At 44.6% G+C, this 24,571-nt stretch carries 26 protein-coding genes; 11 read left to right on the forward strand and 15 right to left on the reverse strand.

What is annotated here, in order from left to right:
- Nucleotides 1–3 precede the first annotated feature (3 nt).
- Entirely contained in the window at nucleotides 4–393 is a 390-nt protein-coding gene (locus R7035_RS02145; protein WP_005378129.1) for a DUF2750 domain-containing protein, read from the reverse strand.
- Nucleotides 394–461: 68 nt separating this feature from the next.
- Nucleotides 462–1,367 (reverse strand): manganese-dependent inorganic pyrophosphatase, encoded by a 906-nt coding sequence (locus tag R7035_RS02150; RefSeq protein ID WP_017634678.1) that lies wholly within the window; start codon nucleotides 1,365–1,367, stop codon nucleotides 462–464.
- Nucleotides 1,368–1,553: 186 nt separating this feature from the next.
- Here R7035_RS02150 and R7035_RS02155 point away from each other — a divergent pair, with 186 nt between their 5' ends.
- The gene (locus R7035_RS02155) at nucleotides 1,554–2,768 is read left to right on the forward strand and encodes a putative manganese transporter (protein WP_256900329.1); all 1,215 of its coding nucleotides are present in this window, start codon (nucleotides 1,554–1,556) and stop codon (nucleotides 2,766–2,768) included.
- A 77-nt stretch (nucleotides 2,769–2,845) separates the two neighbouring features.
- Here R7035_RS02155 and R7035_RS02160 read toward each other — a convergent pair whose 3' ends face one another.
- The 4 genes from R7035_RS02160 to torE all read right to left on the reverse strand — a co-directional run bounded on the left by R7035_RS02160 (nucleotide 2,846) and on the right by torE (nucleotide 8,687).
- Nucleotides 2,846–4,585, reverse strand: coding sequence for a glycoside hydrolase family 36 protein (locus R7035_RS02160; RefSeq protein WP_262651834.1), 1,740 nt, complete (start codon nucleotides 4,583–4,585; stop codon nucleotides 2,846–2,848).
- Between the two features lie 198 nt (nucleotides 4,586–4,783).
- A complete protein-coding gene (gene torA, locus R7035_RS02165) occupies nucleotides 4,784–7,246 on the reverse strand; it encodes a trimethylamine-N-oxide reductase TorA (protein ID WP_041156583.1) in 2,463 nt (820 codons plus the stop codon).
- Between the two features lie 26 nt (nucleotides 7,247–7,272).
- Complete coding sequence (torC, locus tag R7035_RS02170) at nucleotides 7,273–8,457, reverse strand: pentaheme c-type cytochrome TorC (RefSeq protein WP_005378139.1); 1,185 nt, start codon at nucleotides 8,455–8,457, stop codon at nucleotides 7,273–7,275.
- Nucleotides 8,458–8,507: 50 nt separating this feature from the next.
- Nucleotides 8,508–8,687, reverse strand: a complete 180-nt coding sequence (gene torE, locus R7035_RS02175; RefSeq protein ID WP_005378141.1) for a trimethylamine N-oxide reductase system protein TorE — start codon at nucleotides 8,685–8,687, stop codon at nucleotides 8,508–8,510.
- Nucleotides 8,688–9,149: 462 nt separating this feature from the next.
- Between torE and R7035_RS02180 the strand changes: the two genes are divergently transcribed.
- Both R7035_RS02180 and R7035_RS02185 read left to right on the forward strand, forming a co-directional pair.
- Nucleotides 9,150–9,962 (forward strand): ABC transporter permease, encoded by an 813-nt coding sequence (locus R7035_RS02180; protein ID WP_256901045.1) that lies wholly within the window; start codon nucleotides 9,150–9,152, stop codon nucleotides 9,960–9,962.
- A 354-nt stretch (nucleotides 9,963–10,316) separates the two neighbouring features.
- The gene (locus R7035_RS02185; RefSeq protein ID WP_005378145.1) at nucleotides 10,317–10,454 is read left to right on the forward strand and encodes a hypothetical protein; all 138 of its coding nucleotides are present in this window, start codon (nucleotides 10,317–10,319) and stop codon (nucleotides 10,452–10,454) included.
- Between the two features lie 85 nt (nucleotides 10,455–10,539).
- On the opposite strand, the gene focA is transcribed toward R7035_RS02185, so the two are convergent.
- The gene (gene focA / locus R7035_RS02190) at nucleotides 10,540–11,400 is read right to left on the reverse strand and encodes a formate transporter FocA (RefSeq protein ID WP_213893739.1); all 861 of its coding nucleotides are present in this window, start codon (nucleotides 11,398–11,400) and stop codon (nucleotides 10,540–10,542) included.
- A 299-nt stretch (nucleotides 11,401–11,699) separates the two neighbouring features.
- Between focA and R7035_RS02195 the strand changes: the two genes are divergently transcribed.
- Nucleotides 11,700–11,933 carry a TIGR02647 family protein gene (locus R7035_RS02195; protein WP_005387662.1) on the forward strand — a complete coding sequence of 78 codons (234 nt, stop codon included), beginning with the start codon at nucleotides 11,700–11,702 and terminating at the stop codon, nucleotides 11,931–11,933.
- A 43-nt stretch (nucleotides 11,934–11,976) separates the two neighbouring features.
- On the opposite strand, the gene R7035_RS02200 is transcribed toward R7035_RS02195, so the two are convergent.
- A complete protein-coding gene (locus R7035_RS02200) occupies nucleotides 11,977–12,423 on the reverse strand; it encodes a PACE efflux transporter (protein ID WP_154204695.1) in 447 nt (148 codons plus the stop codon).
- A gap of 89 nt (nucleotides 12,424–12,512) precedes the next feature.
- On the opposite strand from R7035_RS02200, the gene R7035_RS02205 reads away from it, so the two are divergent.
- Genes R7035_RS02205 through R7035_RS02215 form a run of 3 tightly spaced genes read left to right on the forward strand, consistent with a single transcriptional unit; the run spans nucleotide 12,513 to nucleotide 14,872 of the window.
- Nucleotides 12,513–13,391 (forward strand): LysR family transcriptional regulator, encoded by an 879-nt coding sequence (locus tag R7035_RS02205; protein ID WP_256901043.1) that lies wholly within the window; start codon nucleotides 12,513–12,515, stop codon nucleotides 13,389–13,391.
- 18 nt (nucleotides 13,392–13,409) lie between these two features.
- Nucleotides 13,410–14,237, forward strand: a complete 828-nt coding sequence (locus tag R7035_RS02210; protein WP_025766873.1) for an NAD-dependent epimerase/dehydratase family protein — start codon at nucleotides 13,410–13,412, stop codon at nucleotides 14,235–14,237.
- Complete coding sequence (locus R7035_RS02215; protein ID WP_256901042.1) at nucleotides 14,234–14,872, forward strand: YdcF family protein; 639 nt, start codon at nucleotides 14,234–14,236, stop codon at nucleotides 14,870–14,872. Before R7035_RS02210 ends, R7035_RS02215 begins: the two co-directional genes overlap by 4 nt.
- A 60-nt stretch (nucleotides 14,873–14,932) precedes the next feature.
- On the opposite strand, the gene R7035_RS02220 is transcribed toward R7035_RS02215, so the two are convergent.
- A complete protein-coding gene (locus R7035_RS02220) occupies nucleotides 14,933–15,511 on the reverse strand; it encodes a thymidine kinase (RefSeq protein ID WP_005378154.1) in 579 nt (192 codons plus the stop codon).
- Nucleotides 15,512–15,598: 87 nt separating this feature from the next.
- Complete coding sequence (cysS, locus tag R7035_RS02225; protein ID WP_005378155.1) at nucleotides 15,599–16,981, reverse strand: cysteine--tRNA ligase; 1,383 nt, start codon at nucleotides 16,979–16,981, stop codon at nucleotides 15,599–15,601.
- A 202-nt stretch (nucleotides 16,982–17,183) separates the two neighbouring features.
- Here cysS and R7035_RS02230 point away from each other — a divergent pair, with 202 nt between their 5' ends.
- From R7035_RS02230 to R7035_RS02245, 4 genes are all read left to right on the forward strand, one after another.
- Nucleotides 17,184–17,678: a peptidylprolyl isomerase gene (locus R7035_RS02230; RefSeq protein ID WP_005378156.1), complete on the forward strand. Its 495-nt coding sequence runs from the start codon at nucleotides 17,184–17,186 to the stop codon at nucleotides 17,676–17,678.
- Nucleotides 17,679–17,738: 60 nt separating this feature from the next.
- Nucleotides 17,739–18,476, forward strand: coding sequence for a UDP-2,3-diacylglucosamine diphosphatase (lpxH, locus tag R7035_RS02235; protein WP_005389817.1), 738 nt, complete (start codon nucleotides 17,739–17,741; stop codon nucleotides 18,474–18,476).
- 98 nt (nucleotides 18,477–18,574) lie between these two features.
- Entirely contained in the window at nucleotides 18,575–19,789 is a 1,215-nt protein-coding gene (locus R7035_RS02240) for an EAL and HDOD domain-containing protein (RefSeq protein WP_005378158.1), read from the forward strand.
- An 87-nt stretch (nucleotides 19,790–19,876) separates the two neighbouring features.
- Nucleotides 19,877–20,392, forward strand: coding sequence for a YchJ family protein (locus R7035_RS02245; protein WP_031812834.1), 516 nt, complete (start codon nucleotides 19,877–19,879; stop codon nucleotides 20,390–20,392).
- 275 nt (nucleotides 20,393–20,667) lie between these two features.
- Here the strand turns inward: R7035_RS02245 and hisIE are convergent, their stop codons facing one another.
- The 5 genes from hisIE to hisB are packed head-to-tail and all read right to left on the reverse strand — an operon-like array spanning nucleotide 20,668 to nucleotide 24,519.
- Entirely contained in the window at nucleotides 20,668–21,303 is a 636-nt protein-coding gene (hisIE, locus tag R7035_RS02250) for a bifunctional phosphoribosyl-AMP cyclohydrolase/phosphoribosyl-ATP diphosphatase HisIE (RefSeq protein ID WP_053307441.1), read from the reverse strand.
- Nucleotides 21,300–22,073: an imidazole glycerol phosphate synthase subunit HisF gene (gene hisF / locus R7035_RS02255; RefSeq protein WP_004749837.1), complete on the reverse strand. Its 774-nt coding sequence runs from the start codon at nucleotides 22,071–22,073 to the stop codon at nucleotides 21,300–21,302. The genes hisIE and hisF overlap by 4 nt, the downstream gene beginning before the upstream one ends.
- Complete coding sequence (hisA, locus tag R7035_RS02260; protein ID WP_005390889.1) at nucleotides 22,055–22,792, reverse strand: 1-(5-phosphoribosyl)-5-[(5-phosphoribosylamino)methylideneamino]imidazole-4-carboxamide isomerase; 738 nt, start codon at nucleotides 22,790–22,792, stop codon at nucleotides 22,055–22,057. Before hisA ends, hisF begins: the two co-directional genes overlap by 19 nt.
- A 12-nt stretch (nucleotides 22,793–22,804) precedes the next feature.
- Complete coding sequence (hisH, locus tag R7035_RS02265; protein WP_005389830.1) at nucleotides 22,805–23,419, reverse strand: imidazole glycerol phosphate synthase subunit HisH; 615 nt, start codon at nucleotides 23,417–23,419, stop codon at nucleotides 22,805–22,807.
- Between the two features lie 26 nt (nucleotides 23,420–23,445).
- Complete coding sequence (hisB, locus tag R7035_RS02270; RefSeq protein WP_005389832.1) at nucleotides 23,446–24,519, reverse strand: bifunctional histidinol-phosphatase/imidazoleglycerol-phosphate dehydratase HisB; 1,074 nt, start codon at nucleotides 24,517–24,519, stop codon at nucleotides 23,446–23,448.
- Between the last annotated feature and the right edge of the window lie 52 nt (nucleotides 24,520–24,571).

Genomic DNA, 24,571 nt, shown 5'->3' on the forward strand with positions numbered 1-24,571 from the left:
AAACTAACGGCGGCTCGCTTGTTTGCGTAGTTCAAAATCAAACTCGTCAGGAAACAATACGACCCCTTCTTCATTTTGATTTGGGAATACAACAATCGATAGCTCGTCATCCTCTAGACCAGAGGTCCAACGGCTGTGCCACTTGTTTAAAGAGATCGCTTCTGGCTCGCAATCTTCCCAATCACCATTCGCCCATTGCAAAGCAAACTCTTCGTTTGGCCATACTGGTACACAATCATCATCTTCTGTATTTAACATGACACAGCCATGTTCGTCTTTCAGAATCCAAACCTTACGATTCGCCACAATCTCTTTTACGCAGTACTTTAAACGTTGCTCTTCGTTGTAGCGATTAATGGTATCCATCTGCTCTTGGGTCAGTTGCTCAGACATATTCGTCTCCTATTTCCCATAGAAAAATGCCCGCAGCTAAGCGGGCATTTAAAGTATATGCTAGAAAATTAAGCTAGTTCAGTTTGAAGCCAAGGCCAACCTTGCTTCTTACGACTTAGCGTGTTTTCCATCATTAGCATGCCGTCTTTTTCGTGCTTAACAAGCTTCTCAGCCCACTCACCTTTGTATAGAAGACGAGTTTGAGCAGTCGTGATGTCTGTTAGCATTACAGCAGCGAACGCTAGGTTATCTTTCTCACAACGAGATTCTAGGTCTGCTTCTAGTGCTTCGATCATACCGTCAACTTGCTCAAGAGTTGCAAGTTCAACTTGACCAACCACTACGTCACGACCGTTGAATGGGTAACCTTTAAGGTCTTTCTCAACAAGCTCAGCCGCTGATAGACCTTCGATGTTTGTTTTAGCAATTAGAAGATCTTTAGTGAACGCGTCAACATCTTGTACGTCTGCGATTGCCGCTAGTTCAGCAACGGCATCTTTGTCTTTTTGTGTACAAGTTGGAGAAGCAAAACCTACTGTGTCAGATAGAATTGCTGACATCATTAGCTTAGCAATTTGTGGAGTAATCGCGTGACCTTCAATCTTGAACATGTTGAATAGAACAGTGTTGGTACAACCAACAGGCCAGATCCATGCTTCCATTGGGTTTACTGTCATCACGTCACCTAGACGGTGGTGGTCAACAATACCCGCAATTTCAGCTTCTGCGATATCGTCTGGTGCTTGTGCTAGATCTGAGTAATCTACTAGCCAAACGGTCTCACCCGCAACTGATGTGCGAAGCTCAGGAACTTCAGCGCCAGCAACTTCTAGGATGTGCTGAGTTTCACGGTTGATTTCGCCTTGGCGAATTGGCATAGCTTCAACGCCACGCGCTTTTAGAAGTTCAGTTGCAACGAGTGCACTACAAATACTGTCACTGTCTGGGTTCTTATGACCTACAACTAGAATCATGTTTCTTCCTATTCAAGTCAATTTTATACGCCGCCTAATACAGTTAATTAGGGCGTGTTTGCTCACAAAGGCCGATACTTTACCTGATTTCAGAGAGTTTGACACGAAGAAAAGTTCACAATGCTATTGCGAATAAATCTCATTTACATATAATGATAATTATTCCTATTTGCATTTGAGTAAACGATGAACGCGACCCAATTTTTACACTCTGCACAACAGTTGTTTCAGCCTACTCAGTTTCGTTTAGCTTATAAGCGATTGCTGATCCCTATCGTCATGCTCATTTTGCTAGGCAATGAAAATACACGTGACGTTGCCGTACAGACGCTATCCGACTCATTCTGGGCAGTGTCATGCTATGTTGCTGCCACATTGGCTATTTATCATTATCTTTCAAACTTTATGTCGAAAACCAATCGAATTACCGAGCTATACCATCGCTCGCGTAATCATCAGGTTTTCTTTGCTTCTTTATTGGGTGCTTTGCCTGGCTGTGGTGGCGCTATTGTTGTGACAACGCAATTTATTAGTGGCCGAGTGGGATTTGGTGCGATTGTCGCGGTACTTACTTCAACAATGGGTGACGCTGCCTTTTTACTTCTGGCCGCCAAACCAAGTGTTGGATTAGGCGTGGTTGGATTAGGCATTATCGTGGGTACTCTTTCAGGGTTAGTCGTTAATGCTTTTCATGCTGATAACTTTCTGCGACCAGAACCAAAAGAAGCACCTCAGACACATGCTTGTTGCCAACACCAGACAGACCGACATACACCCCTTGAACAACGTGCAATCAATCTACAAGGCGCATTTTGGAAATGGCTTATTGTGCCTGCTAGTGTCGTTGCTGTGTTAATGTCTTTCCAAATCGATATTAATCAGTTGCTATCTTTGAAAGCCAACACCATTGAATGGCTGGGCGCTATCTTTGCAGTGATCACAATGTCGTTGTGGGCGATGACAAAAGAGCTCGGCGATTATCAGTCAACAGTCTCTGAAGATGAAAAAATTGTGGACTCGCACCCAATTCAAAAAGCGGCTCAAGACACAAACTTCGTCAGTGCTTGGGTGATCGTGGCGTTTCTGGCGTTTGAACTGACGACCTATTTTTCTGGACTCGACCTTGTAGAAACCTTTTCTCATTGGGGGATATGGATGCCATTAGCTGGCTTAGCCATTGGTATGCTACCTGGTTGTGGTCCGCAAATTTTAGTCACTAGCCTGTACATCTCTGGTGCAGCGCCACTTTCTTCGCAACTGGCCAATGCGATTTCTAACGATGGTGACGCCCTATTCCCCGCCATTGCAATGGCACCGAAAGCTGCTTTGGTCGCGACTATTTACTCGTCCATTCCTGCGTTTATTGTTGGATACGGGTATTACTTTTTATTCGAGTTCTAACGCCCAGAGCATCAAAACGAGAAAGGAGCCGCAATAGGCTCCTTTCTTGATCTTGGTATTGGGCGATTTACTTCACGTTATGCTGTAACGATCGCTTTCGCATTGAGCCCTTTATCAACGCTCACCATTAACAACTGGCAAGGTTCTTGGTTTAGCTTTTCCCCTGTCCAGTAATCATACCAGTCCACCGGTTGATCAGACGTCAGCGTAAATTCCATCGCTCCGTAACTCGCATAATTAAACAAACAATGGAGGTCATTCTTCGTCGTTAGTTTTAAAAACGCGTGATTTAAACTCAAAGCGGTAAACTTTGCAGATTGTTGGTTACGTTGTTGACGTAACATGAGCTTAGACAGTGTCTTCTTAGCAAACGGCGTAATCTCAGGGAGCGGGTCACCAGACAGCAGCAAACCACCACTCGCTAATAACACCGTGCGATGAAATTCATACTCTTCTCTGGATGCAGATTGATTAGCTAATGAAGTGAACGTGGCGCAATCCGGGTCAATTTGCCACAATTTTCGATGCTGCCAACTACGGTAAAAGGTTTCTTTGGCTATCTGCTCGAATCGACGACTATGACGCTCTACATCATCAGAAACACGCATTGCATCCACAAGTCCCAGAGATGGCCACATTGGCGCGTTACAGCCTAACAGCCATGCATCCCCTGCCCCTTTAGCGATCGCTTCCATACCCATGCGGTAGGCTTCTACACCGGTGACACCCGATTGGCTTCGTTTACCTTTTAACGTGCCCCAGTAGTTTGCGTCTAATTTGAATAGCTCAACGCCCCACTCTTGACGCATAACAGAGACTACATTCGTCAGATGGTCTTGTACTTCTGGGTTTGAGGTATCGAGTATGTACCAAGGCGTGCATCGCCAACCACCGTATGTGACATCTTCTGCTTTAAGTAAGCCACCATCCTTGTGGCGAACAAACCACTCTGGATGCTGTTTGAAGATCTCCGACTCAGGCTGTGCAATGAAAGGCGCCATCCAAATTGCCGGCTTTTTTCCTTTTGCACGGATGTTATGAATGAGCTCTTTTACGCCACCAGAAAACTTATCTGATGGGGTTAACCAATCGCCCATAAAGGCTTGATAGCCATCATCCAGAAGTACCCACTCTAGGTCTTCGAGCTTATCTTGCATACAATCTACGTTCTGCATGATGTTTTGCTCTGTCACGTCTGCGTAGTACGCGTACCACGAACACCAACCAACAGGCGCATCTTGTGTCACACCTTGGCGAACAGGATGATGCTCTGCAATCATCTCGCCATAGGTTTGATAAAGCTCGGACAGTGATTGACCGCAGAGTACCGCCACGGACTCAAGTTGATTACTTTCCCAATCCGCCACTTGAGTCAACTCACCATCAATTGCGGCTGATAAAACCCAATGCCCATCACGCAGCACAACATCAAAATAGCCTGCAAAGCGATGACATGATGTGAAGCCAAATAATGTGTAGCCCGCTGAACCTTCCACCACTAAATAGTTGTAATAACGCTTAGGGGCATCTTTAGGGTAGATTCGATAAGAAGGATTATTGTCTGGGCAGCGACCAATATCAACGGGGTGATTGATCGTTCCCGCCGTTTGCGCCAACATTTGAAAACCATCCCCAATTACGTTGGCCTCGTGCTCGTACAAAAACGGCATTTCGAATAACACTTCACGGTCGGTAAAGGTTTTATTGTGAAGACCGGCAAAAGAAAAATGTAATTGATTACCCTTGACTTCAACTTGGAAGTCATTGTTATTCACAGTGATCTCAGTGTGATTTGCTAATTGAATGCTCTGAGCCATAAAGAGTCTACTCACTTAATTATTATTGTTTAGCTTGGCGCATTATCTCCTGCTTGTCTCACCCAATTCGTTACCATCATCACGAATACCAGTCTTGTTTAACGTTATGAAGTTACTATTGAGACAACGCTCACTGAAATTTTGATAAAAAAATACCAGCCCTGAGGCTGGTATTTCGATTTATGCAAACTGCACTAATTAAGCAACTTCGATCGGACCACCAAATGAAGTGACTGGCGGCACTTTACCTGTGAACTTCTCGAAGTCTACGATACATGTGTTCGCAGAAGTCGCCTGCGCAAGCTCAGAAGAACCGATGTCTTGCGTTAGCGTGTTAGGATCACCGTAGGTACAGATTGCGCCCTCTTTCTCGTTTAGAGGACCGTACCATGCACCTTCTTCGATACGAATAACGCCACGTGGGTAGCTGTCAGTCAAAACAGCACCAGCTAACAGCTGACCACGACCGTTGAATACACGTACCAAATCACCATCTTTGATGCCTTTTGCTTTGGCATCCGCTGGGTTGATGTAAACCGGCTCACGACCTTGTACCGCGTAAGTCGCGCGGAACTCTTCAGACTCACACATTTGAGAGTGAAGACGCTTATCAGGGTGGCAAGACTGCAACCAGAATGGATATTTATCTGAACCAGGACCACCGTGTGAACGCTCTGATTTTTCGAACCACATTGGGTGCTCTTGACAGTGTTCGTAACCGTAACGGCCGATCTTGCGTGATGTAATCTCGATGAAGCCAGACGGTGTACCTAGTGGGTTAAGCTCAGGATCTTTACGGAAGTCCGCATGACGAACCCAAGGTTTACCTTCACCGAAGTCTAGTACGCTCTTCTCCCAGAACTCGTTGAATTCTGGCATTTCAAACTTACCTTCGTTCGCTTTTTTACAATCGTTGTAAAGGCTTTCGATCCATTCCATCTCACTCATACCACGAGTGTATTCTTCGCGGCGACCAAAACGCTGAGTTAGTTCACTCATGATTTGGAAATCAGGCTTAGATTGGAACAATGGATCAACGAGGCGATGCATCGCAATCAGACCTTTGTTCGAGTATGAACCGTATACGTCGATGTCGTTACGTTCCCATTGCGTACACGCCGGTAGAACGATATCTGAGAAACGACATGTCGCAGTCCAAGCAAACTCGATCGTTACAACCGTTTGAAGTTTGCGGAACGCTTTCTTCATGCGGTTACGATCTTGATGGTGGTGCCATGGGTTACAACCCGAGATCACCATCATCTTGAAGTCTGGCAGTTTCACTTTACCGCCGTTGTAGTTGATCTCTTTGCCTGGCTCAAGCAGACAGTCGATCCAACGTGCAACTGGGATAGTACGGCTGTAACCGTTAAAGTCGTTGTTGTCCCACTTCGGCTTCATACCTTGGTCAAGGTTGCGAGGGAAACCACCAGGGCCCGCGAAACCAGTTGAAGGTACACCGATACTTGAGTAGTGGTGACCGTAAGAGATACCACCGCCAGGTAGACCGATTTGACCAACCATTGCAGCAACCACAGCCGCTGCCCAGTATGGCTGCTCACCGTGCTCTTGACGCTGGATACACCAACCCATCAGGATCTGTGTACGACCACTTACTAGCATACGCGCGAATTCGCGAATCTTGTCCGCTTTCACGCCACAGATAGCCGCAGCCCACTCTGGTGTTTTCTCTACTTTATCTTTTGTCTTACCTTGAACGTATTGAATGAACTCTTCAAAGCCTAGACAGTAAGTATCAATGAACTTCTTATCGTACAAATCTTCGTTGTACAACACGTGCGCCACAGCGAGCATGAACGCTACGTCTGTCAGCGGGTTGATGTACAAGTGATCGTTCTCTAAGTAGCGCTGAGTTTTGTTCTTCACTGGGTCTACAGATAGAACGTTGATCTCACCTTTCGCCACTTTTTCTTTTAGTTGTGCAAGGTACTTAAACGACTCATGCGTTTCACAGTTCCAACCTACTTGAAGGTTTTTCACTGGGTCGTTAGCCCAAAGAACGATGTTGTCAGAGTTTTCTAGGATCTCAGACCAAGACGTACCTTGTGCATAAACTTCGGTTGAGCCTAGCACGTACGGCATAATGGTTTGACCTGCACCCGTCGAGTAGTCACCTACTTTAGTGATGAAGTTGCCATGCATACCTACTGCACGTTGCATGTGCGCAGTACAGTTGTTAAATGAACCCGTTTGGTTCCAACCTGTTTGACCTGCATGCAGCGCCCATGGGCCGTAGTCTTTTTGAATACGTTCTAGTTCGCGATAAAACAAATCTAGCGCTTCATCCCAAGTTACTCGGATGAAACGGTTGTTACCGCGAGTATCTGCGCTGTATTTATGTTTCTTCAACCAATCTAGACGAACCATTGGGTAACGAACACGTGAAGGGCTGTAGATAATACCCTTAATGCCGTTCAACATTTCTGTTGGGTTTTTGTCTAGCTCTAGCGGCTTGATCTCTTGAACTTTACCCGCGTAGATGTGGGCGCGGAACGCGCCCCAGTGAGAACCGGTTACTTTCCAAGTACCTGTCGTCTCAACGGCATTTGCAGAGGCGGACGCCAATAAGCTAGGACCAATTACTGACGCTGCACTTGTGGTTGCTACACCCTTAAGAAAACTTCTTCGTGTAATAGCCATTTAAAATTACTCCAATCCGACGCTTATTAGTGGTGACCTTCAGCATAATCTGAAGAGTGTTTCTGTAGATACTTCAAGATCAGTGCTTCACTGTCTGTATCTAGGTTAACGAACGCCAACATACCGTCGAACATACCTGGCCAGGTGTTCGCGTCGAAGTGCGCTTCCGCAGGTTGAGTGTGACATACAGAACAATTGGTCTTGTAGGCTTCACGAGATTTTTCCCAAACAGGATTGATGTCGTTCAGCATAGACTCTTTCTTAATCCATACTTTCGCCGCTACTTTTTCCCAAGGAAGGCCTGTTAACTCATCCACTTTTTTCTCACCAGTCGTCACAATGTTGCTGTCTGTTGCTGCTTCTTTCATCAGAGACGCAGTCGCAATGTTCTTACCGAAGTCTTCTTGAATTACACGACCAAAACCTTTTGCTTTGCGCCAACCGTCAATTTCGATCTCAACAAACTCGCCTTTGTCTTCAAGAACTTTAACGGTCGATGCAGGATTAAGAAGACCAGCTTCTTTACTGCCTTGCGCATCAAAGTAAATTGGTAGGTGACGAACGCTCACGAGTTGCTGACCAACGCCGTAATCCGTGTTAGAAGTCATACCCTCTAGATCACCCACGATACCGCCAATGCTGTCCATGCCTGCTGGTAGGTTGTGCGCAATACCCTTGTGACAGTCAACACAGCTTTGATCTTTCTCAGCGGCTTGCTTCATTTGGATACGAGCGGTTGGAGACATTTGCTCGAAATCCATCGATTCGTAGTTGTGACAGTTTTTACACTCCAGAGATTTGTTTGCCGAGAAACGATCCCATTCGTGTTTAGCAAGTTCGATACGACGCTCTTCGAACACACCCGGTTCGTCGTAGTTGCCAAATACTTGTGCAAATACTTCTTTAGAAGCTTGCATCTTACGAGCGATCTTATCTGTCCAGTTATGTGGAACGTGACAATCAGGGCAGGTAGCACGAACACCAGAGTGGTTTTTCCAGTGCACCGTTTCTTGTAGCTCAACGTATACGTTGTCACGCATTGTGTGACAACTAATACAGAATTCTTCTGTGTTGGTTGCTTCTAGAGCGGTGTTAAAGCCACCCCAAAAGATAACACCAGCAATAAAGCCGCCCATAGTCAGCACACCTAGGCTGATATGTACAGCTGGGCGCGTCATGGTACGCCACAGTTTAATGATTAATGATTTCATTATTTGCTCTCTTAAAATCTTTTCAAAAGTGTGGTTATGAGCTCACTGGCTTACATGCCGTGTGCGCCTGGAGGCCCAAAGAAGAAGACTTGCAACATCCAAACGATGAACCCGTAGCCGCCAACAAAGGCCACACTCAGAATTGGGAAGAGAACAACTGCAATGAAGAGGAACGACTTCCACTCCAGGGAGCGTTTTTCACCACTCTCAATTTTATTAACATCACTCATACATTTGCCTATTTTGTATCTAGTGTTATTGAAAAGCCCGCGTAACCAAGCTTAAGTTTTTTACAATCTCTAATGGAAAATGTTAGACCATACTAATAGTAGGGTTCAATCAAATAAGCGACCTCAGACCTTGTAATTCAACACTTTTTTGAGCTCATCCAGAGATATGATGGATTGATGTTATTTATTAAAAAACATGAACAGATGTGACAAAATAAGTCTTTTAAGGAGTTGTTAAATAACCAACATTTAAGAAACATCGATCACATTTAAATCGTAATTACCATGCCATAAATCGACTTAAAAACTCCGAAAAAGATAACCGTTTGTAAACAAAATGCTGCGTATTAATGTCGAAAATAGCACTCAAGATTTACTTTAAGAACAGCAAAAAGTGCACGTAGTGGTTCATATAAAGGAGAGGCTTAGATACAATTATTCGCGTACTTTCAAGGAGCGATTATGGATAACGTGGTGGATATAAGCTGGGTCAAACTGGCACTGTTTGGTTTGATTTTATTGGTCCCCTTCTTTATCAATGCCCGCTACAAATTAGGGATAGCAAAAGACACCATAATCAGTGTTATCCGAATGACACTTCAGCTCATATTGATTGGCGTGTATTTAGAATATCTTTTTCAATTAAACAGCTTACTTGTCAATATACTTTGGCTTGCCATCATGCTACTGATTGGTGCCAGCTCAATTGCGGGAAAAGCTCGCTTACCTAAAAAGCCACTTATGCTTCCTCTACTAACGGGCCTTACCTGTGGTCTAATACCACTTCTGATAGCAATTACAGCAGGCTTAGTGCAACCATCCCCTATTTACAATGCGCAGTACATGATCCCACTTGCTGGTATGTTATTGGGTAACAGCTTGAGTAGTAATATCATCGCTCTTCAGAATTTGTTTACGGCTTTTGAGCAGAGACAAACAGAATATGAGGCTGCAATCTCACTTGGAGCCTCTCCTCGCTACGCATCCTTCCCCTTCATTCAGGAGGCTCTTAGAAAGTCCCTTGCCCCGACTTTAGCTTCTATGGCCACTACAGGGCTGGTTACCTTACCGGGTATGATGACCGGTCAAATTCTAGGTGGCGCGAGCCCGATGGTTGCGATTAAATACCAGTTAGTAATTATGCTGGCTATTTTCGTCATGTTGAGTGCCTCCGTAACCATAACGTTAGAAATGACATTGCGCTGGGTACAAACCAAAGAAGGCCGAATAAAGATAAAAATCGAGCAACCCGAATCGACCAAAACTCACGGTTAGTTGGCGCTTGTGGGTAAAGCCCGTTAAACAACTCATGTTGCCAAGTCGAACGTACTTATAACTGAATAACTCAACTATTCTTCGAGCACTCATCAAGACGCTTTCAGATGAAAAGTCAGGCAGAATTCTTTTTGATATAAGCCTCTAATTTTATGAAATTTTCTTTGCAAGTTTAGATACGCACGACCTTTGATACAGGTTATCCACAGAAAATGTGGATAAGCCCCCAAAACCCATACGCAACCAGAAACATAGCAACATAAGTGATCAATCGAATCGTCATGCATTGATCACGTGACTGACATGTTCTAATTTTAAAGTAAAGGCAGTGACCACAAACTTGGAGAGACGTACATGGATGTCTTAATGATCAAAGAAAATTACGATGAACTCCTGTCCGATGCACCTCTGGATTGGCTCGTTCAAGAACCAAAGGAAGTAACTTCTCATTGGCTCCCAACCGATTTTGGCATCAACGAAGAGTTGATTTAGCATGACTCGACTTATTTGACACTTGCAGAGACAAGTAAAAAGAAAGGCGAACCATCTGGTTCGCCTTTCTTGTGATCTTCTAAACTTATCGCAAATGGTTATCTTCATCGCGTAGATAAATCATCCAATACCACATGCCAACAAATACGCCACCACCAATAATGTTTCCTATCGTAACAGGAATTAGGTTGTTTACGATGAACCCCATCATGTTTAAGTCCGCGTAGTTTGCAATATCTGCCCCTGTCATTTGCCAAAACGCTTCTGGCGCAAAGTACTTAATACCAATCGCCATAGGTACTTGGAACATGTTCGCAATACAGTGCTCAAAACCTGCCGACACGAACATAGCCACAGGCAAAATCATGACCGCTATTTTATCTGTCAATGTTCGCCCACTAAACGTCATCCAAACTGCAATACAAACTAATACGTTACACATGATGCCAAGCGCAACAGCGGCAAAGAAACCATGATGTAATTTGTGTTGGGAGATCGCCATCGCGTTGAGACCAACTTGGCCATGATCAAACATATATTGCTTGGTAACTAGCATACAGGCCACGAGCAAAATAGCCCCAACCATATTGCCAAAGTAAACCACCAACCAGTTTTTGATAAGTGCTTGCCAAGAGATTTTTCCACTCGCACGCGCAACTAGTGTTAGCACAGAGCTAGTGAAAAGCTCGCCGCCAGTAACCACCACCAAAATCAAACCAAGGCTAAATGCCAGACCACCAATGAGTCGTGTAATGCCCCAAGGCAGCTCGCCTGCGCCTGTCGTCACTGTGGTATAGAAGATGAAAGCAATACCAATATGAAGCCCCGCAGAAATGGCGAGCAGAAAAGATTTGATTGGAGCTTTCGTTGCTTTGCCTACCCCCACTTCAGCCGCGAGTTCCGCAGCTTGTGGCGGTAATAGTGAGTCAAACTGATTAAAGTTCATTCTGGTGTAACATTTAGAAACATTTAAAGAGGCGCGGATAATCGCTCTATTTCCCTATTTTTTCAAGTGCTATTTGGCGTGTTTACTAAAATCGTTGTTATTGGGAGATCAAGCAATAAATAGCGCCTATCATTCGCTACCGTAAGTATCATTGATACTTAACAAGTATTCGACCTTTCGAACAAAGATCCTGCGTTATATCAGCCTGATAGCGCCATACTTAACACTTCTTGTCGTTGAATGTTGCCCAACGCTACTTTTCAGACTAGCTTGGTAAAAAAAGCGCAAAGGAATCATTTATGAAATATTCAGCTGAACATATCGCCGAATTGAATCTACTTCTTCAGTTCGACCTAAGTAGTGCTGCAACTGGTATTAAAGTTCATACAGACGCGTCAGAAGAAATGCAGGCAGCCGTTGCTCGTCTATATAAGAAGCAACTTTGTACACAGCCTGACGGTGGTTATCTAACAGACGAAGGCATTGAAGTTGCAGAACATGCAGATAAGATTTTAAGAGTTCTGTCTGTGTAATTTGAACAAAAAACGCCACCGAACTCGGTGGCGTTTTTTAGTCCTATATTTTTCCTGTCGATGCCTGTGGCAATAATCGCTTTTTCATTTTGCTAAATGGTTGAACCTTGTCATACAACCAGTTAAAACCAGTGGCATAAAATAGGAAGAAAACGAGGAAGCCGGCTTCCAGCATCAGAGCTTGAAGAAGTGTAATTTCTAAGAACCAGGCAATCACAGGTAGAGAGATAAAGATCAATCCTCCCTCGAAACCAACAGTGTGTCCAAGCCGCATCGCTAAACTTCGCTCAGCTCGATTGTCACCAAACCACTTATCAAAATACAAGTTGTAGATGTAGTTCCATATCACGGTATACATGCTCAACCCGACCCCAACCAACGCGAGATCACTAGAACCCTTTCCAGTGATCAATGAAGCCGCTGGTACAATAATCGCGAGTGCGATTAACTCAAAAAGTACTGCATGAAAAATTCGTTCGTTACGAGTCATATTTCTCTGTCCAAATAGTTCTACTCAATGCTTAGAATTTTATCTACTATTTAGATAACAAAAAGTTAGATACCATCGGTTTAAGCGATATGTTTACCATCGAACAACTGCAAGCTTTCATTGCTACATCAGAAGCAGGATCATTTTCAGGAGCAGCTAGAAAACTGGGGCGAGCTCAATCTGTAGTGAGCCAGCACATCATGAATATGGAGATCGACTGTGGCGTTGAGCTTTTCGATCGATCAGGCAGGTACCCTAAATTAACTGAGAATGGCCTCGCGCTCATACCTTATGCACAAGCAACAATCAGCCAACTCGACCGCCTAAACAATAGGGCATCACAGCTCTTTTCCACGCCAACGAACAAATTAGTCTTAGCTATTGATGAAGGGATTCCTCTGACTCGCTTGCCGGATGTGCTAAAGAAGTTAGAGCAACGCTTTCCACACTTACAAGTTGAATGCTTAACGGCATCAAGCCCTGATATCATTGAATTGGTTAAGTCGGAACGCGCCACGACTGGGATTATTTTGAGTGATTTACAAATGCCAAGACACATCGATTTCACCAATCTTGGCAATATTGCATTTGATGTCTATGTCTCTTCAACACATCCTTTAGCAAAGCAGCAAATCACTCACATTGATCAACTAAAACAACATCGTCAATTGGTCATACGATCCAAAAGTGCAGAGCCATGTGGTCTCAATCAAGCATTTAGCCCAGATATCTGGTACGCTGATAACTACTATATTTTGTTGGAATTGGCGAATAAAGGGTTTGGTTGGTGCTTTCTACCACAGCATTTAGTCGCGTATTCACCTAATACATTAAAAAAGGTTGGGGATGATTTCACAAAACTGGCTTGGCAAGTCAATGTTGACCTTATTCAGCACCAGAAATGGCATTCAGATCCCCTCCATCAACAAGCCAAAGCAGAACTGCTCAACCTATTCGGGCAGACATAAGTAAGTAGGAAGACCCAAATGGCAAATACATTGATCGTAGGTGCAGGCTGGCTCGGAACTCCGCTAGCAGAAACATTGATGAAAGATGGACACTATGTTGTCGTCACTCGTCGTAGCCAAACTCGATTAAAAGAGTTACCCACCTCATTAACTCACTCCGCATTGTTCGATTTCAATCAATTGAACGCCACAGCACGGCTAGATGAGCTGCTCAAACAGCATCAAATTACGCACGTTATCGGTGCTTTTCCTCCAGGATTTCGTAAAGGACGCGGTCAAGAATATGCACAGCAATGGCAAATACTTGCCAACGCAGCTAAGCAAAACAACGTTGAAAAACTTCTCATGATCAGCTCTACCACGGTTTACCCTAACCTTGCTTCCGATATGGAAGAAGCTGACGCGTCACTCTCTTTAGCAGCCGAAAGCCCTTATTTCTCTGACAATGCACGTATTATGCTTCAAGCAGAGCAGCATGTTATCGACTCGAATATTAACTTTGTTATTCTACGTTGTAGCGGATTAATCGGGCCAGATAGACACCCATCTCGCTTTGCAGCAAGGCTTCAACAAGTTAGTCGTAAAGCACCAGCTAATATGCTTCATCAAGATGATGCTGTCTCGGCTGCGAAATTTGCCTTAGGCAATTTAAGCAACCAAGTCATTAACGTTACGACACCTCATACTGTCAGCAAGGCTGAGTTCTACCAAGCTGCCATAAACAAAATCGGAAGTGAGATACCTCTTCCACCCGTCACAGAGCAAGCTGACAAGCGTATTCTTGCTGACAAACTACTCTCACTTGGTTATCGATTTCACTTCAATTCAACTTTGGATGCGCTATGAGACTCTATAGACATATAGAAACGCTTTGGGATTACATGCAACTCAAACATGAACTGAAACCTGCGGACTGTTTGTTTGTGATGTGCAGTAATGATGTGCGTGTAGCGGAGCACGCTGCCAAGCTCTACCACCAAAAGTTGGCACCTTTGATTGTATTTTCAGGGGGGGAAGGTCGCTTCACAGATGGACTGTTTGAAAAAAGCGAGGCAGAAACCTTTGCCGAGATTGCAAAGTTGTCGGGCGTTCCAAGTGAAGCAATTTTGCTCGAGACTAAATCCACAAACAGTGGAGAAAACGTTCGCTTTACTGAGCAACGATTAAAAGAGGAAGGAAAACAGTGTTCCTCGTTTATTCTGGTACAAAAACCGTTTATGGAGCGTAGAGCAATCGCGACATTTGAAAAACAGTGGCAGTCACCCTACACTCAGCTCCAAGTAAGCTCTGCGGCTCTTCCATTTTTTGAATACATTAATGAAGACATGCCATTAATGATGGTGCTAAAAGCACTAATGGAAGATTTCTCTCGCGTAAAAAGCTATCCAGAGAAAGGATTTCAAACCGAGCAGAATATCCCTCAGCAAGTCGAATCTTCTTACCAGGCTTTACTCGAGCGATTTGGTTTTGACTTAGTCTAGCTTTTTCTAACCGACAACAAAAAGCCACCAAGTACGGTGGCTTTTCTGTATCAATACGGCTTATTTACCGAGCGCTTCTTTGTAATGTTGGCGGCATACGGAGACATACTTATCGTTACCGCCGATCGCAACTTGATCGCCTTCTTTAATTGCCACGCCGTGTTCATCGGTACGAATAACCATATTCGCTTTGCGGCCGCAATGGCAGATTGTTTTGAGCTCAACCAGCTTGTCTGCCCAAGATAATAGATACTTACTGCCTTCAAAAAGTTCGCCTAGAAAATCGGTGCGAAGGCCGTAACACAATACTGGAATATGCAACTTATCAACGACTTCAGTAAGTTGATAAACTTGTTCTTTCGACAAGAACTGACACTCATCAACAAGAATACAGTGACGTTTTTCAACCTCATTCAGAGCTGCGATCTCCTGATACAAATTGGTATCCTGACGAAATAAATGTGCGTCAGATTGAAGACCAATACGAGAGCTCACTTTACCGACACCAAAACGATCATCTAGCGCAGCCGTAAAAATAACTGGCGTCATGCCGCGTTCTTGATAGTTGAAAGAGGATTGAAGAAGCGTTGTTGATTTACCCGCATTCATTGCTGAGTAATAGAAATACATCTGAGCCACAGAGCATTACCTAAAGTTAAAGTTTTAATTTATGGAAATGGAAAATAAAAGGGCTGAATTATCAGCCCTTTAAAAATGAAAATTCAATTACTTACGACGCCACGTTGTGCCTTCTGGACCATCTTCCAGCACAATGCCCATTTCGGTCAGCTTGTCACGAGCCATATCTGCATTCGCCCAATCTTTCGCAGCACGAGAGTCGTTACGCAGCTTGATCAGAGCTTCGATTTCAGCCACTTCATCATCGTTACCTGCATCACCTTTTAGGAAGGCTTCTGGATCTTGGTGAAGAATACCGATCACATCTGCTAGTTCACGCATTAGCGCACCTAGCTCGCTCGCTTTCTCTAGGTTTTCTGTCTTCAGACGGTTAACTTCGCGCGCCATGTCGAACAGAACTGAGTACGCTTCTGGTGTATTGAAGTCATCGTTCATCGCTGCTGTAAAGCGAGATACGTACTCTTCACCACCAGCAGGCGCAGCGTTTAGGTCTAAACCACGTAGAGATGTGTACAGGCGCTCAAGCGAAGCACGTGCTTGGTTTAGGTTATCTTCGCTGTAGTTTAACTGGCTACGGTAGTGACCAGACATTAGGAAGTAACGCACTGTTTCAGCATCGTAGTGACCAAGAACGTCACGGATAGTAAAGAAGTTACCTAGAGATTTAGACATCTTCTCACGGTCTACCATTACCATGCCGCTGTGCATCCATGTGTTCACGTATTGTGTATCGTGTGCACAGCATGATTGCGCGATTTCATTTTCATGGTGTGGGAACTGAAGGTCAGAACCGCCGCCGTGAATGTCGAAGTGGTTACCTAGGATTGAAGAGTTCATTGCTGAACACTCAATGTGCCAACCTGGACGACCAGGACCCCATGGTGACTCCCACGTTGGTTCACCCGGCTTAGACATCTTCCAAAGTACAAAGTCTAGAGGGCTGCGTTTTGCTGTTTCGATATCAACGCGCGCGCCAGCTTGAAGCTGATCAAGGTCTTGCTTAGAAAGCTTGCCGTATTCGTTGAACTTACCCACTTCAAACATTACGTCACCGTTATCTGCAACGTATGCAAAACCGCGCTCGATTAGCTTCTCAACCAATTCGATGATTTCAGCAATAAACTGTGTCGCACGAGGTTCAACGTCCGGGCGTTTCATGTTCAGCGCATCAAAATCAGCGTGCATTTCACCAATTAAACGCTCAGTCAATGAATCGCAAGACTCACCATTTTCTGCGGCACGTTTGATGATCTTATCGTCGATATCTGTGATGTTACGTACAAACGTCAGATCATAGCCCAAGTAGCGAAGGTAACGTGATACAACGTCAAAAGAGACGAAAGTACGACCGTGACCAATGTGACAGAGATCGTAGATGGTAACTCCACAGACATACATACCGACTTTGCCAGCTGTAATTGGTTTGAATTCCTCTTTCTGTCTTGTGAGTGTGTTATATATCTTTAACATGATCTCTATCTATGATTGTGAATGAATAAAAGAAGATGAGTATATCAACTCCAACCTAGTTAGGTAATAGCAATTAACCGATAAAACGATAATCGGCTAAACTTCAAGCACAAAACGAAGAATTTCCTCTTCCTGAGTTTTTAAAGCACTAGAACTTAGGCTAGAATCTCGGGCTCAACACAACACAGTAAAGGAAAGTAGCATGATCACCCTTCACACTAATTTTGGTGACATCAAGATTCAACTAAACGAAGAGAAAGCGCCAGAGACAAGCGCAAACTTCCTTCAGTACTGCCGCGACGGTTTCTACGACAACACGCTTTTCCACCGTGTTATTGACGGCTTCATGATCCAAGGTGGTGGTATGGAGTCTGGTCTACGTGAAAAAGCGACTCGTGCACCTATCAAGAACGAAGCAAACAACGGCCTTAGCAACAAAGTGGGTACACTTGCTATGGCACGTACTATGGAGCCGCATTCAGCAAGCTCTCAGTTCTTCATCAACGTAAACAACAACACGTTCCTAGACTTCCGTAGCGAAAGCCTAGACGGTTGGGGTTACTGTGTGTTCGGTGAAGTAATCGAAGGCATGGACATCGTAAATAAGATCAAAGGCGTTAGCACTGGTTCTTACGGCATGCACCAAGACGTACCTCTAGAAGACGTAGTAATCACTGGTACAACAATTGAAGAGTAATTCTTAGGAATTATTTTTAAAAGATAAGTTAATGGGGAGGCATAGCTTCCCCTTATTTCTATGACGACATTATTTATTTCCGATCTTCACCTTACCCCATCACGTCCTGATATCACGGAATGTTTTGTGACGTTCATGCGAACAGAAGCAACAAAAGCTGATGCACTTTATGTACTCGGCGATCTGTTTGAGTTCTGGATTGGTGACGATGACAACACCCCTTTTGCAGACCAAATCCGTGCAGAATTTAAAGCACTGACGGATGCGGGTGTGCCAACTTTTTTCATCCAAGGCAATCGAGATTTTTTACTCGGCAAACGCTTTTGCAAAGAAACCGGTATGACATTACTCGACGATGTCTGCACGATTGATCTTTATGGTCAAAAAGCCGTAATCCTACATGGCGATACGCTCTGCATTGACGATGTGAAATACCAAGAGTTTAGAAAAACCGTTCACAAGCCATGGCTACAATGGTTGTTTAACCGTATTCCTTGGTTTATTAAGAAGAAAATTGTCTCAAAAGTTCAATCCGATATTCGTGATGATAAAATGAGCAAGTCATTAGATATCATGGACGTTAACCAAAATGAGGTCGAGAAAGTGATGTCTCAGAACTGCGTCAACTTAATGATTCATGGTCACACGCATCGCCCGAACACACATTTTTTTGACGTCGATGGCGTTAAAAAGACCCGAATTGTTTTAGGGGATTGGTATACGCAAGGCTCAGTTTTAAAAGTAAATTCTGATAGTTTTGACCTACAAACGAGACCGTTCATACAGAATTTGCGTTAAGCATGTAGAGCGTGTAGAAGATTCACGCTCAAGTCGTAGATATTTTGTAAAAAATCGCTATTATCATAATACTAAGTTAAACAGAACGAAGTACCTAATTGAAGTATTCTTACGTAGCTCGCCAACCGATTCTGGATAGAGAAAAACGAACCATAGGTTACGAACTCCTCTTTCGAGACGGCCCTAAAAATACCTTCCCTGAAGTAGAACCAGAGCTGGCTACTAGTCGACTGCTATCCGATCATTTTTTGTCGACGCATTACAACACATTAGGAAACAAACTTGGCTTTGTTAACTTTCCGCATCAAAGCTTGGTGAACTTGGTCCCAACTTTGTTCCCTAAAGAATCTCTCGTCATTGAAGTCCTTGAAGACTGCGAACCGACAGAAGAACTGTTAGAAGCCATCAAGCACCTTCATGAGTGCGGATACAAAATTGCTCTGGATGATTTTGTTCCGACGAAAGCTTGGAAGCGTTTTCTTCCATACGTTTCCATGATCAAGTTTGATATTAGACTTGTGCCGATCAAGAAAGCTGCCATTTTTATTCAGGCGTTGAGCCCATTTAAAATCGACTTTCTAGCGGAAAAGGTAGAGACCTATGAAGAGTTTGAGCAAGCTCTAGAAGCCGGTTTTAACTATTTTCAAGGGTATTTTTTTAGCAAACCTGAGATGATCCAGAAAAAACGGTTGAACCCCGCGTTTCTTACCGTCATCCAGCTTTGTAAAGAGATTGCAGATAAGCCCATCGACTTCAATGAGGTTGAACGTCTGTTTTCGATTGATGTGACGCTGTCATACAAGCTGCTTACTTACGTAAATTCAGGATATACATTAACGACTAAGATCAAATCGTTCAGACAGGCGCTTATTTATCTGGGTGAAGAGCGACTACGACGCTTTATTTCCTTAGTTGCAATTGCCTCCGTTCAAGAAGATAAACCTGACTCTCTTTACTCTTTAGCGATTCAGCGTGCACGAATGTGTGAACTGCTACTTAGTCAAATGAACACTAGGTATGACCCTGGGCAGGCTTTTTTGACAGGCATGTTTTCTTTGCTCGGATCTTTGCTCGATCAACCGCTCTCGGATGTCATTGAAGATATCCCCGTTGACGAAGATATAAAACTCGCATTAACCAGTCGAAAAGGCGTACTTGGTCACTTACTTTCGATGACGATCGCCTACGAACAAGCGGACTGGGAGTTAGCCGAGCGATATTGCACCGTTCTTAAATTAACCGAACCTCAATTAGCAGACGCTTTTAATCAATCGACGGAATGGGCTCAAGAACTGCTGTCTCAAACGCCCTAAACGGCTATAATGCCCCAAAGAATACCTGCGACCTCACTTATGTGGGGTTGTTTGTTTTTACCGCTTAATTAATCGAGATTTCATTTTATGGCTTCTTCTTGTCCTTGCGGCTCTAACCGCACCTACCAACAGTGTTGTGAAATTGCCCACAATAACCACGCTGACGTCACCACTCCGGAGCAGCTAATGCGCTCTCGTTACAGCGCGCATGTGTTAGGTCTAGTGGATTACGTGGTGAACACATACCACCCAAGCTGTAATGCAGAAGAGCAACGTGAAGGCATTGCCCAATCTATCGACAGCGATTGGTGCAAGCTTGAAGTTGTAAAAACAGAAGCTGGCAGTAATGACAATGAAGGCTTTGTAGAGTTTAGCGCTTATTTTGATGAAGACGGCAAACGCTACTGTATGACAGAGCGTTCTCGTTTCGTGAAAGAAAATGGGCTTTGGTACTACATTGACGGCACGTTTCCAGAAGAAGAGCTAGAAGAAGAACCAGAACAAGATCCTCGCCTAAACCAACCAGTGAGTAGCCTAAAAGTAGGTCGTAACGACCCGTGTATCTGTGGAAGCGGTAAGAAATTTAAGAAGTGTTGTGGGTAAGATCATCCACTCCTAGCTTATTGAGCTCGATTTAATTGGATTCTTGACTTCGCCTAGGTTCGTTGGAGTGACGTGAATATATGTACCTATTTGAAGTAAATAACTCTACTGCAAGTACCATTAGAAAATATACCGTCATTCTGAACAGCGAGGGACGAGCGTGATTCAGAATCTAATCGCCACCAGCACTGTTGCCGGTTTTTGCCCCGAATCAAGAACACTAAAGTAAAAAGCCCCTAGGCTCGAGAGCATAGGGGCTTTCACTTATCGCAAGCTTACTTATGACGCTCTTTCAGTTTGTTCACTACGTCATTCATCGATAAGCCTTGGTCTTGAAGCAATACCATTAAGTGATAAATCAAATCTGCAGATTCACACACTAACTCCGCCTTATCGCCCGACGTCGCCGCAAGCGCGACTTCAACGCCTTCTTCGCCCACTTTTTGCGAAATACGCTTGGTGCCACGGGCATAAAGACTGGCAGTATAAGAGGAATCTGGGTCGGCACTCTTGCGGGCAGCCAATAGCTGCTCAAGTTGATGAAGCCACACCATTTGTGACTCCTCTTGAGGGTCCACATCCCAGCAAGTTGTGTTACCCAAGTGACACGTAGGACCAATGGGATTCACTTTCACCAGTAGCGTATCGTTGTCGCAATCGAGCTGAATGTTCACTAGTTGCAATACGTTGCCGGAGGTCTCACCTTTCGTCCAAAGACGCTGCTTGGTACGAGAGAAAAACGTCACTTGACCTGTTTCGCCCGTTTTTGCCAACGCATCTTGGTTCATATAACCCATCATCAGCACTTGGCTTGATTGGAAATCTTGTACGATAGCAGGTACCAGACCATCCACCTTTTCCCAGTTGATTCGCTCAACTAGCGAACTTACTTCGGCGGCTTTCACACTCATAGTCGTACCTCAATGCCTTGTTGTTTCAAATACTGCTTTAGTTCACCAATATTGATGACTTGTTTGTGGAATACCGATGCGGCAAGCGCGCCATCCACATTTGCTTTTTGGTATGCTTCCGCAAAGTGCTCCATAGCACCTGCCCCACCCGATGCAATCAATGGCACGTTACACACTTCACGCACCATGTTAAGTTGTTCAATATCGTAACCGTTACGTACGCCGTCTTGGTTCATCATGTTCAGTACGATTTCACCAGCGCCACGCTTTTGTACTTCTTGCACCCAATCACGTGTTTCCCATTGAGTTGCTTTGGTGCGTTCTTCATCGCCAGTAAACTGGTAAACCTGATACTTGCCTGTCTCTTTGTCGTAGTATGAATCGATACCAACGACGATACATTGCACACCAAACTTATCAGCAAGGTCAGTAATCAGTTGCGGGTTAGCCAATGCAGGTGAGTTAATAGACACTTTGTCTGCACCAAACTCAAGAATGCGCGCTGCATCTTCCGCTGATTTAATACCACCAGCGACACAGAAGGGAATATCAATCACTTCAGCAACGCGAGCGACCCAACTTTTGTCAACGACACGCCCATCACTTGAAGCGGTAATATCGTAGAACACAAGCTCGTCAGCGCCTTCTTCCGCATAACGCTGCGCCAGAGGAACGATGTCGCCAATGATTTCGTGGTTGCGGAACTGGACGCCCTTCACCACTTGTCCATCACGAACATCAAGACATGGAATTATTCGCTTTGCCAGCATGCAAATGCCTCCTCTGCTGTGAATTTACCATCTAACAGCGCACGACCAACAATCACACCAGCCACACCGCTGCCTTTTAGCGCTTCGATATCTGCTAATGAGCCAATGCCACCTGAAGATTGAAACTGCACTTGTGGGTACTGTTTACATAGGTCGACATAAAGCTCTACGTTTGAGCCTTCTAGCGTACCGTCACGAGAAATGTCCGTACAAAGCACGTGCTGCAAACCTACCGTCAGGTAATCGTTGATCAGAGCTTCGATAGTCACGCCTGAATCTTCTTGCCAACCAGAAATCGCTACTTTACGTGTGCCGTCTTGATCGATGTTGATGTCTAGCGCGAGAACGATTTTCTCTGCGCCGTATTTTTCCATCCAACCTTTCACAAGCTCTGGCTGTTTTACTGCTGTAGAACCAACAACAACACGCTGAGCACCGGCTTCTAACAGATCAATAACGTCTTGCTCTGTACGCACACCACCACCGATTTGGATGTTTGCTGGTGTACTTGCTAGTAGCTTTGCAATCAAATCAAGCTGGCGTGCTGTCGTGTCTTTCGCGCCAGTTAAATCCACCAAGTGCAGCCAGTTAGCACCCGCTTGGTGGTACAAGTTGAACTGCTCTGCTGGGTCGACTTTGTACTCGGTTACTTGGCCGTAATCACCTTGATAAAGGCGAACCACCTGTCCTTCAATTAAATCAAGAGCTGGAATAATCACACTAAATCCCTTTTATAATTCTAAGAAGTTTTGAATAAGCTTCGCGCCCGCTTTTGAAGAACGCTCAGGGTGGAATTGCACGCCGTAATAGTTACCGCTTTGTACTGCTGCTGTGAACGGGTTGCCGTATTCACATTCCGCAATCGTGTAATCCCCAACTGGCATCGCAAAGCTGTGCACGAAGTAGAAATACTCTCCTTCTTCAATACCTTTGAAAAGTGGGTTACCTGCTTTTGCAGAGACCGTGTTCCACCCCATATGCGGCAGCGGCAAATCGCCAGTTTGTAGTAGCTTCACTTCGCCATCACAAAGTCCAAGACACTCGACCAACTCGTCGGCTTTCTGCCCTTTCTCTTGAGACACTTTGCCCAGCAGTTGCATGCCTAAACAGATACCTAACAGCGGCTTTTCTACCTGTTTTACCAAGCTGATAAGATCGCGCTCTTCTAGGTTCTTCATCGCTTCGCTGGCAGTTCCCACACCTGGCAGGAATAGCTTATCTGCCGATAACACAACTTGCGGATCTTTTGAAATCGTTACGTCATAGCCTAGGCGTTCAATAGCAAACTTCACCGAAGAGACGTTGGCACAGCCAGTATCGATAATGACAACTTTCTGTTCTGTCACTGTTTTTCTCCTTGCTAAGGTTAGCCTTAAAGCACGCCTTTACTACTTGGTAGCTCAGTGCCTTCTACTTTGATTGCTTGGCGCAAAGTACGACCAAACGCTTTAAACAAGCTTTCAATGATGTGGTGATCATTGTTGCCCGCTGAAGACAGGTGCAGCGTACACGCTAATGTGTCAGTCAGAGAGCGGAAGAAGTGAACCACCATCTCTGTTGAAAGATCACCCACTTGCTCACGGCTGAATTGCGCGTCGAACTTAAGGTAAGGACGACCTGATAGGTCTAGTGCGCATTGCGCCAAACACTCATCCATTGGCAAGCTAAAGCCAAAGCGACCAATACCACGTTTGTCACCCAGTGCTTCTTTCAAGGCTTGACCTAACGCAAGAGCGGTATCTTCTACTGTGTGGTGATCGTCAATGTGCAGGTCACCTTCCACTTTGCACACCATTTGGAATCCACCGTGCGTCGCAATTTGATCCAGCATGTGGTCAAAGAAGCCAAGACCTGTAGAAATGTCGTTACCACCTTGCTCATCAAGATTAACGAATACTTTAATGTCTGTTTCTTTTGTGGTGCGAACCACTTCAGCAACGCGAGCCTTCACCGTTAGATCTTTCAGGATCTGTTTCCAACCCATGGTTTCTGGGTTGTATTGAATGCCACGAATTGCCATGTTTTCTGCAAGTTGAAGATCGGTTTGACGATCGCCAATCACAACAGAGTTTTGGAAATCCACTTTGCCACCTTGAAGGTACTCTTTTACCAAGCCCAATTTAGGCTTACGGCAAGAGCAGTTGTCTTCATCAAAGTGAGGACAAATCAGTACGTCATCGAACTTCACACCTTGAGACTCAAAGATCTCCATCATCATGTTGTGCGGTGCATCAAAATCAGCTTGTGGGTAGCTGTCTGTACCCAAACCATCTTGGTTCGTGACCATCACTAGGCGGTATCCTGCATCCTGCAACGACAACAGGCTTGGGATAACAAATGGTTCCAGTTTTAGTTTATCTAAACGGTCTACTTGAAAATCAATCGGCGGCTCGACAATTAAGGTGCCATCACGATCAATAAAAAGGATTTTTTGTTGTTTGCTCACTCGAACTTCCTTATTGCTATTCTTTTGGCGCCCCCGCTATTGAGCGAGAGCG

This window comes from Vibrio sp. 1731 (genome assembly GCF_033339955.1).
Classification (GTDB): domain Bacteria; phylum Pseudomonadota; class Gammaproteobacteria; order Enterobacterales; family Vibrionaceae; genus Vibrio; species Vibrio alginolyticus.

Coding starts and splice junctions, on each gene's coding strand:
- R7035_RS02145 (WP_005378129.1), bottom strand. CDS start 393: ATGTCTGAGCAACTGACCCAAGAGCAGATGGATACCATTAATCGCTAC.
- R7035_RS02150 (WP_017634678.1), bottom strand. CDS start 1,367: ATGATTCTAGTTGTAGGTCATAAGAACCCAGACAGTGACAGTATTTGT.
- R7035_RS02155 (WP_256900329.1), top strand. CDS start 1,554: ATGAACGCGACCCAATTTTTACACTCTGCACAACAGTTGTTTCAGCCT.
- R7035_RS02160 (WP_262651834.1), bottom strand. CDS start 4,585: ATGGCTCAGAGCATTCAATTAGCAAATCACACTGAGATCACTGTGAAT.
- torA (WP_041156583.1), bottom strand. CDS start 7,246: ATGGCTATTACACGAAGAAGTTTTCTTAAGGGTGTAGCAACCACAAGT.
- torC (WP_005378139.1), bottom strand. CDS start 8,457: ATGAAATCATTAATCATTAAACTGTGGCGTACCATGACGCGCCCAGCT.
- torE (WP_005378141.1), bottom strand. CDS start 8,687: ATGAGTGATGTTAATAAAATTGAGAGTGGTGAAAAACGCTCCCTGGAG.
- R7035_RS02180 (WP_256901045.1), top strand. CDS start 9,150: ATGGATAACGTGGTGGATATAAGCTGGGTCAAACTGGCACTGTTTGGT.
- R7035_RS02185 (WP_005378145.1), top strand. CDS start 10,317: ATGGATGTCTTAATGATCAAAGAAAATTACGATGAACTCCTGTCCGAT.
- focA (WP_213893739.1), bottom strand. CDS start 11,400: ATGAACTTTAATCAGTTTGACTCACTATTACCGCCACAAGCTGCGGAA.
- R7035_RS02195 (WP_005387662.1), top strand. CDS start 11,700: ATGAAATATTCAGCTGAACATATCGCCGAATTGAATCTACTTCTTCAG.
- R7035_RS02200 (WP_154204695.1), bottom strand. CDS start 12,423: ATGACTCGTAACGAACGAATTTTTCATGCAGTACTTTTTGAGTTAATC.
- R7035_RS02205 (WP_256901043.1), top strand. CDS start 12,513: ATGTTTACCATCGAACAACTGCAAGCTTTCATTGCTACATCAGAAGCA.
- R7035_RS02210 (WP_025766873.1), top strand. CDS start 13,410: ATGGCAAATACATTGATCGTAGGTGCAGGCTGGCTCGGAACTCCGCTA.
- R7035_RS02215 (WP_256901042.1), top strand. CDS start 14,234: ATGAGACTCTATAGACATATAGAAACGCTTTGGGATTACATGCAACTC.
- cysS (WP_005378155.1), bottom strand. CDS start 16,981: ATGTTAAAGATATATAACACACTCACAAGACAGAAAGAGGAATTCAAA.
- R7035_RS02230 (WP_005378156.1), top strand. CDS start 17,184: ATGATCACCCTTCACACTAATTTTGGTGACATCAAGATTCAACTAAAC.
- lpxH (WP_005389817.1), top strand. CDS start 17,739: ATGACGACATTATTTATTTCCGATCTTCACCTTACCCCATCACGTCCT.
- R7035_RS02245 (WP_031812834.1), top strand. CDS start 19,877: ATGGCTTCTTCTTGTCCTTGCGGCTCTAACCGCACCTACCAACAGTGT.
- hisIE (WP_053307441.1), bottom strand. CDS start 21,303: ATGAGTGTGAAAGCCGCCGAAGTAAGTTCGCTAGTTGAGCGAATCAAC.
- hisF (WP_004749837.1), bottom strand. CDS start 22,073: ATGCTGGCAAAGCGAATAATTCCATGTCTTGATGTTCGTGATGGACAA.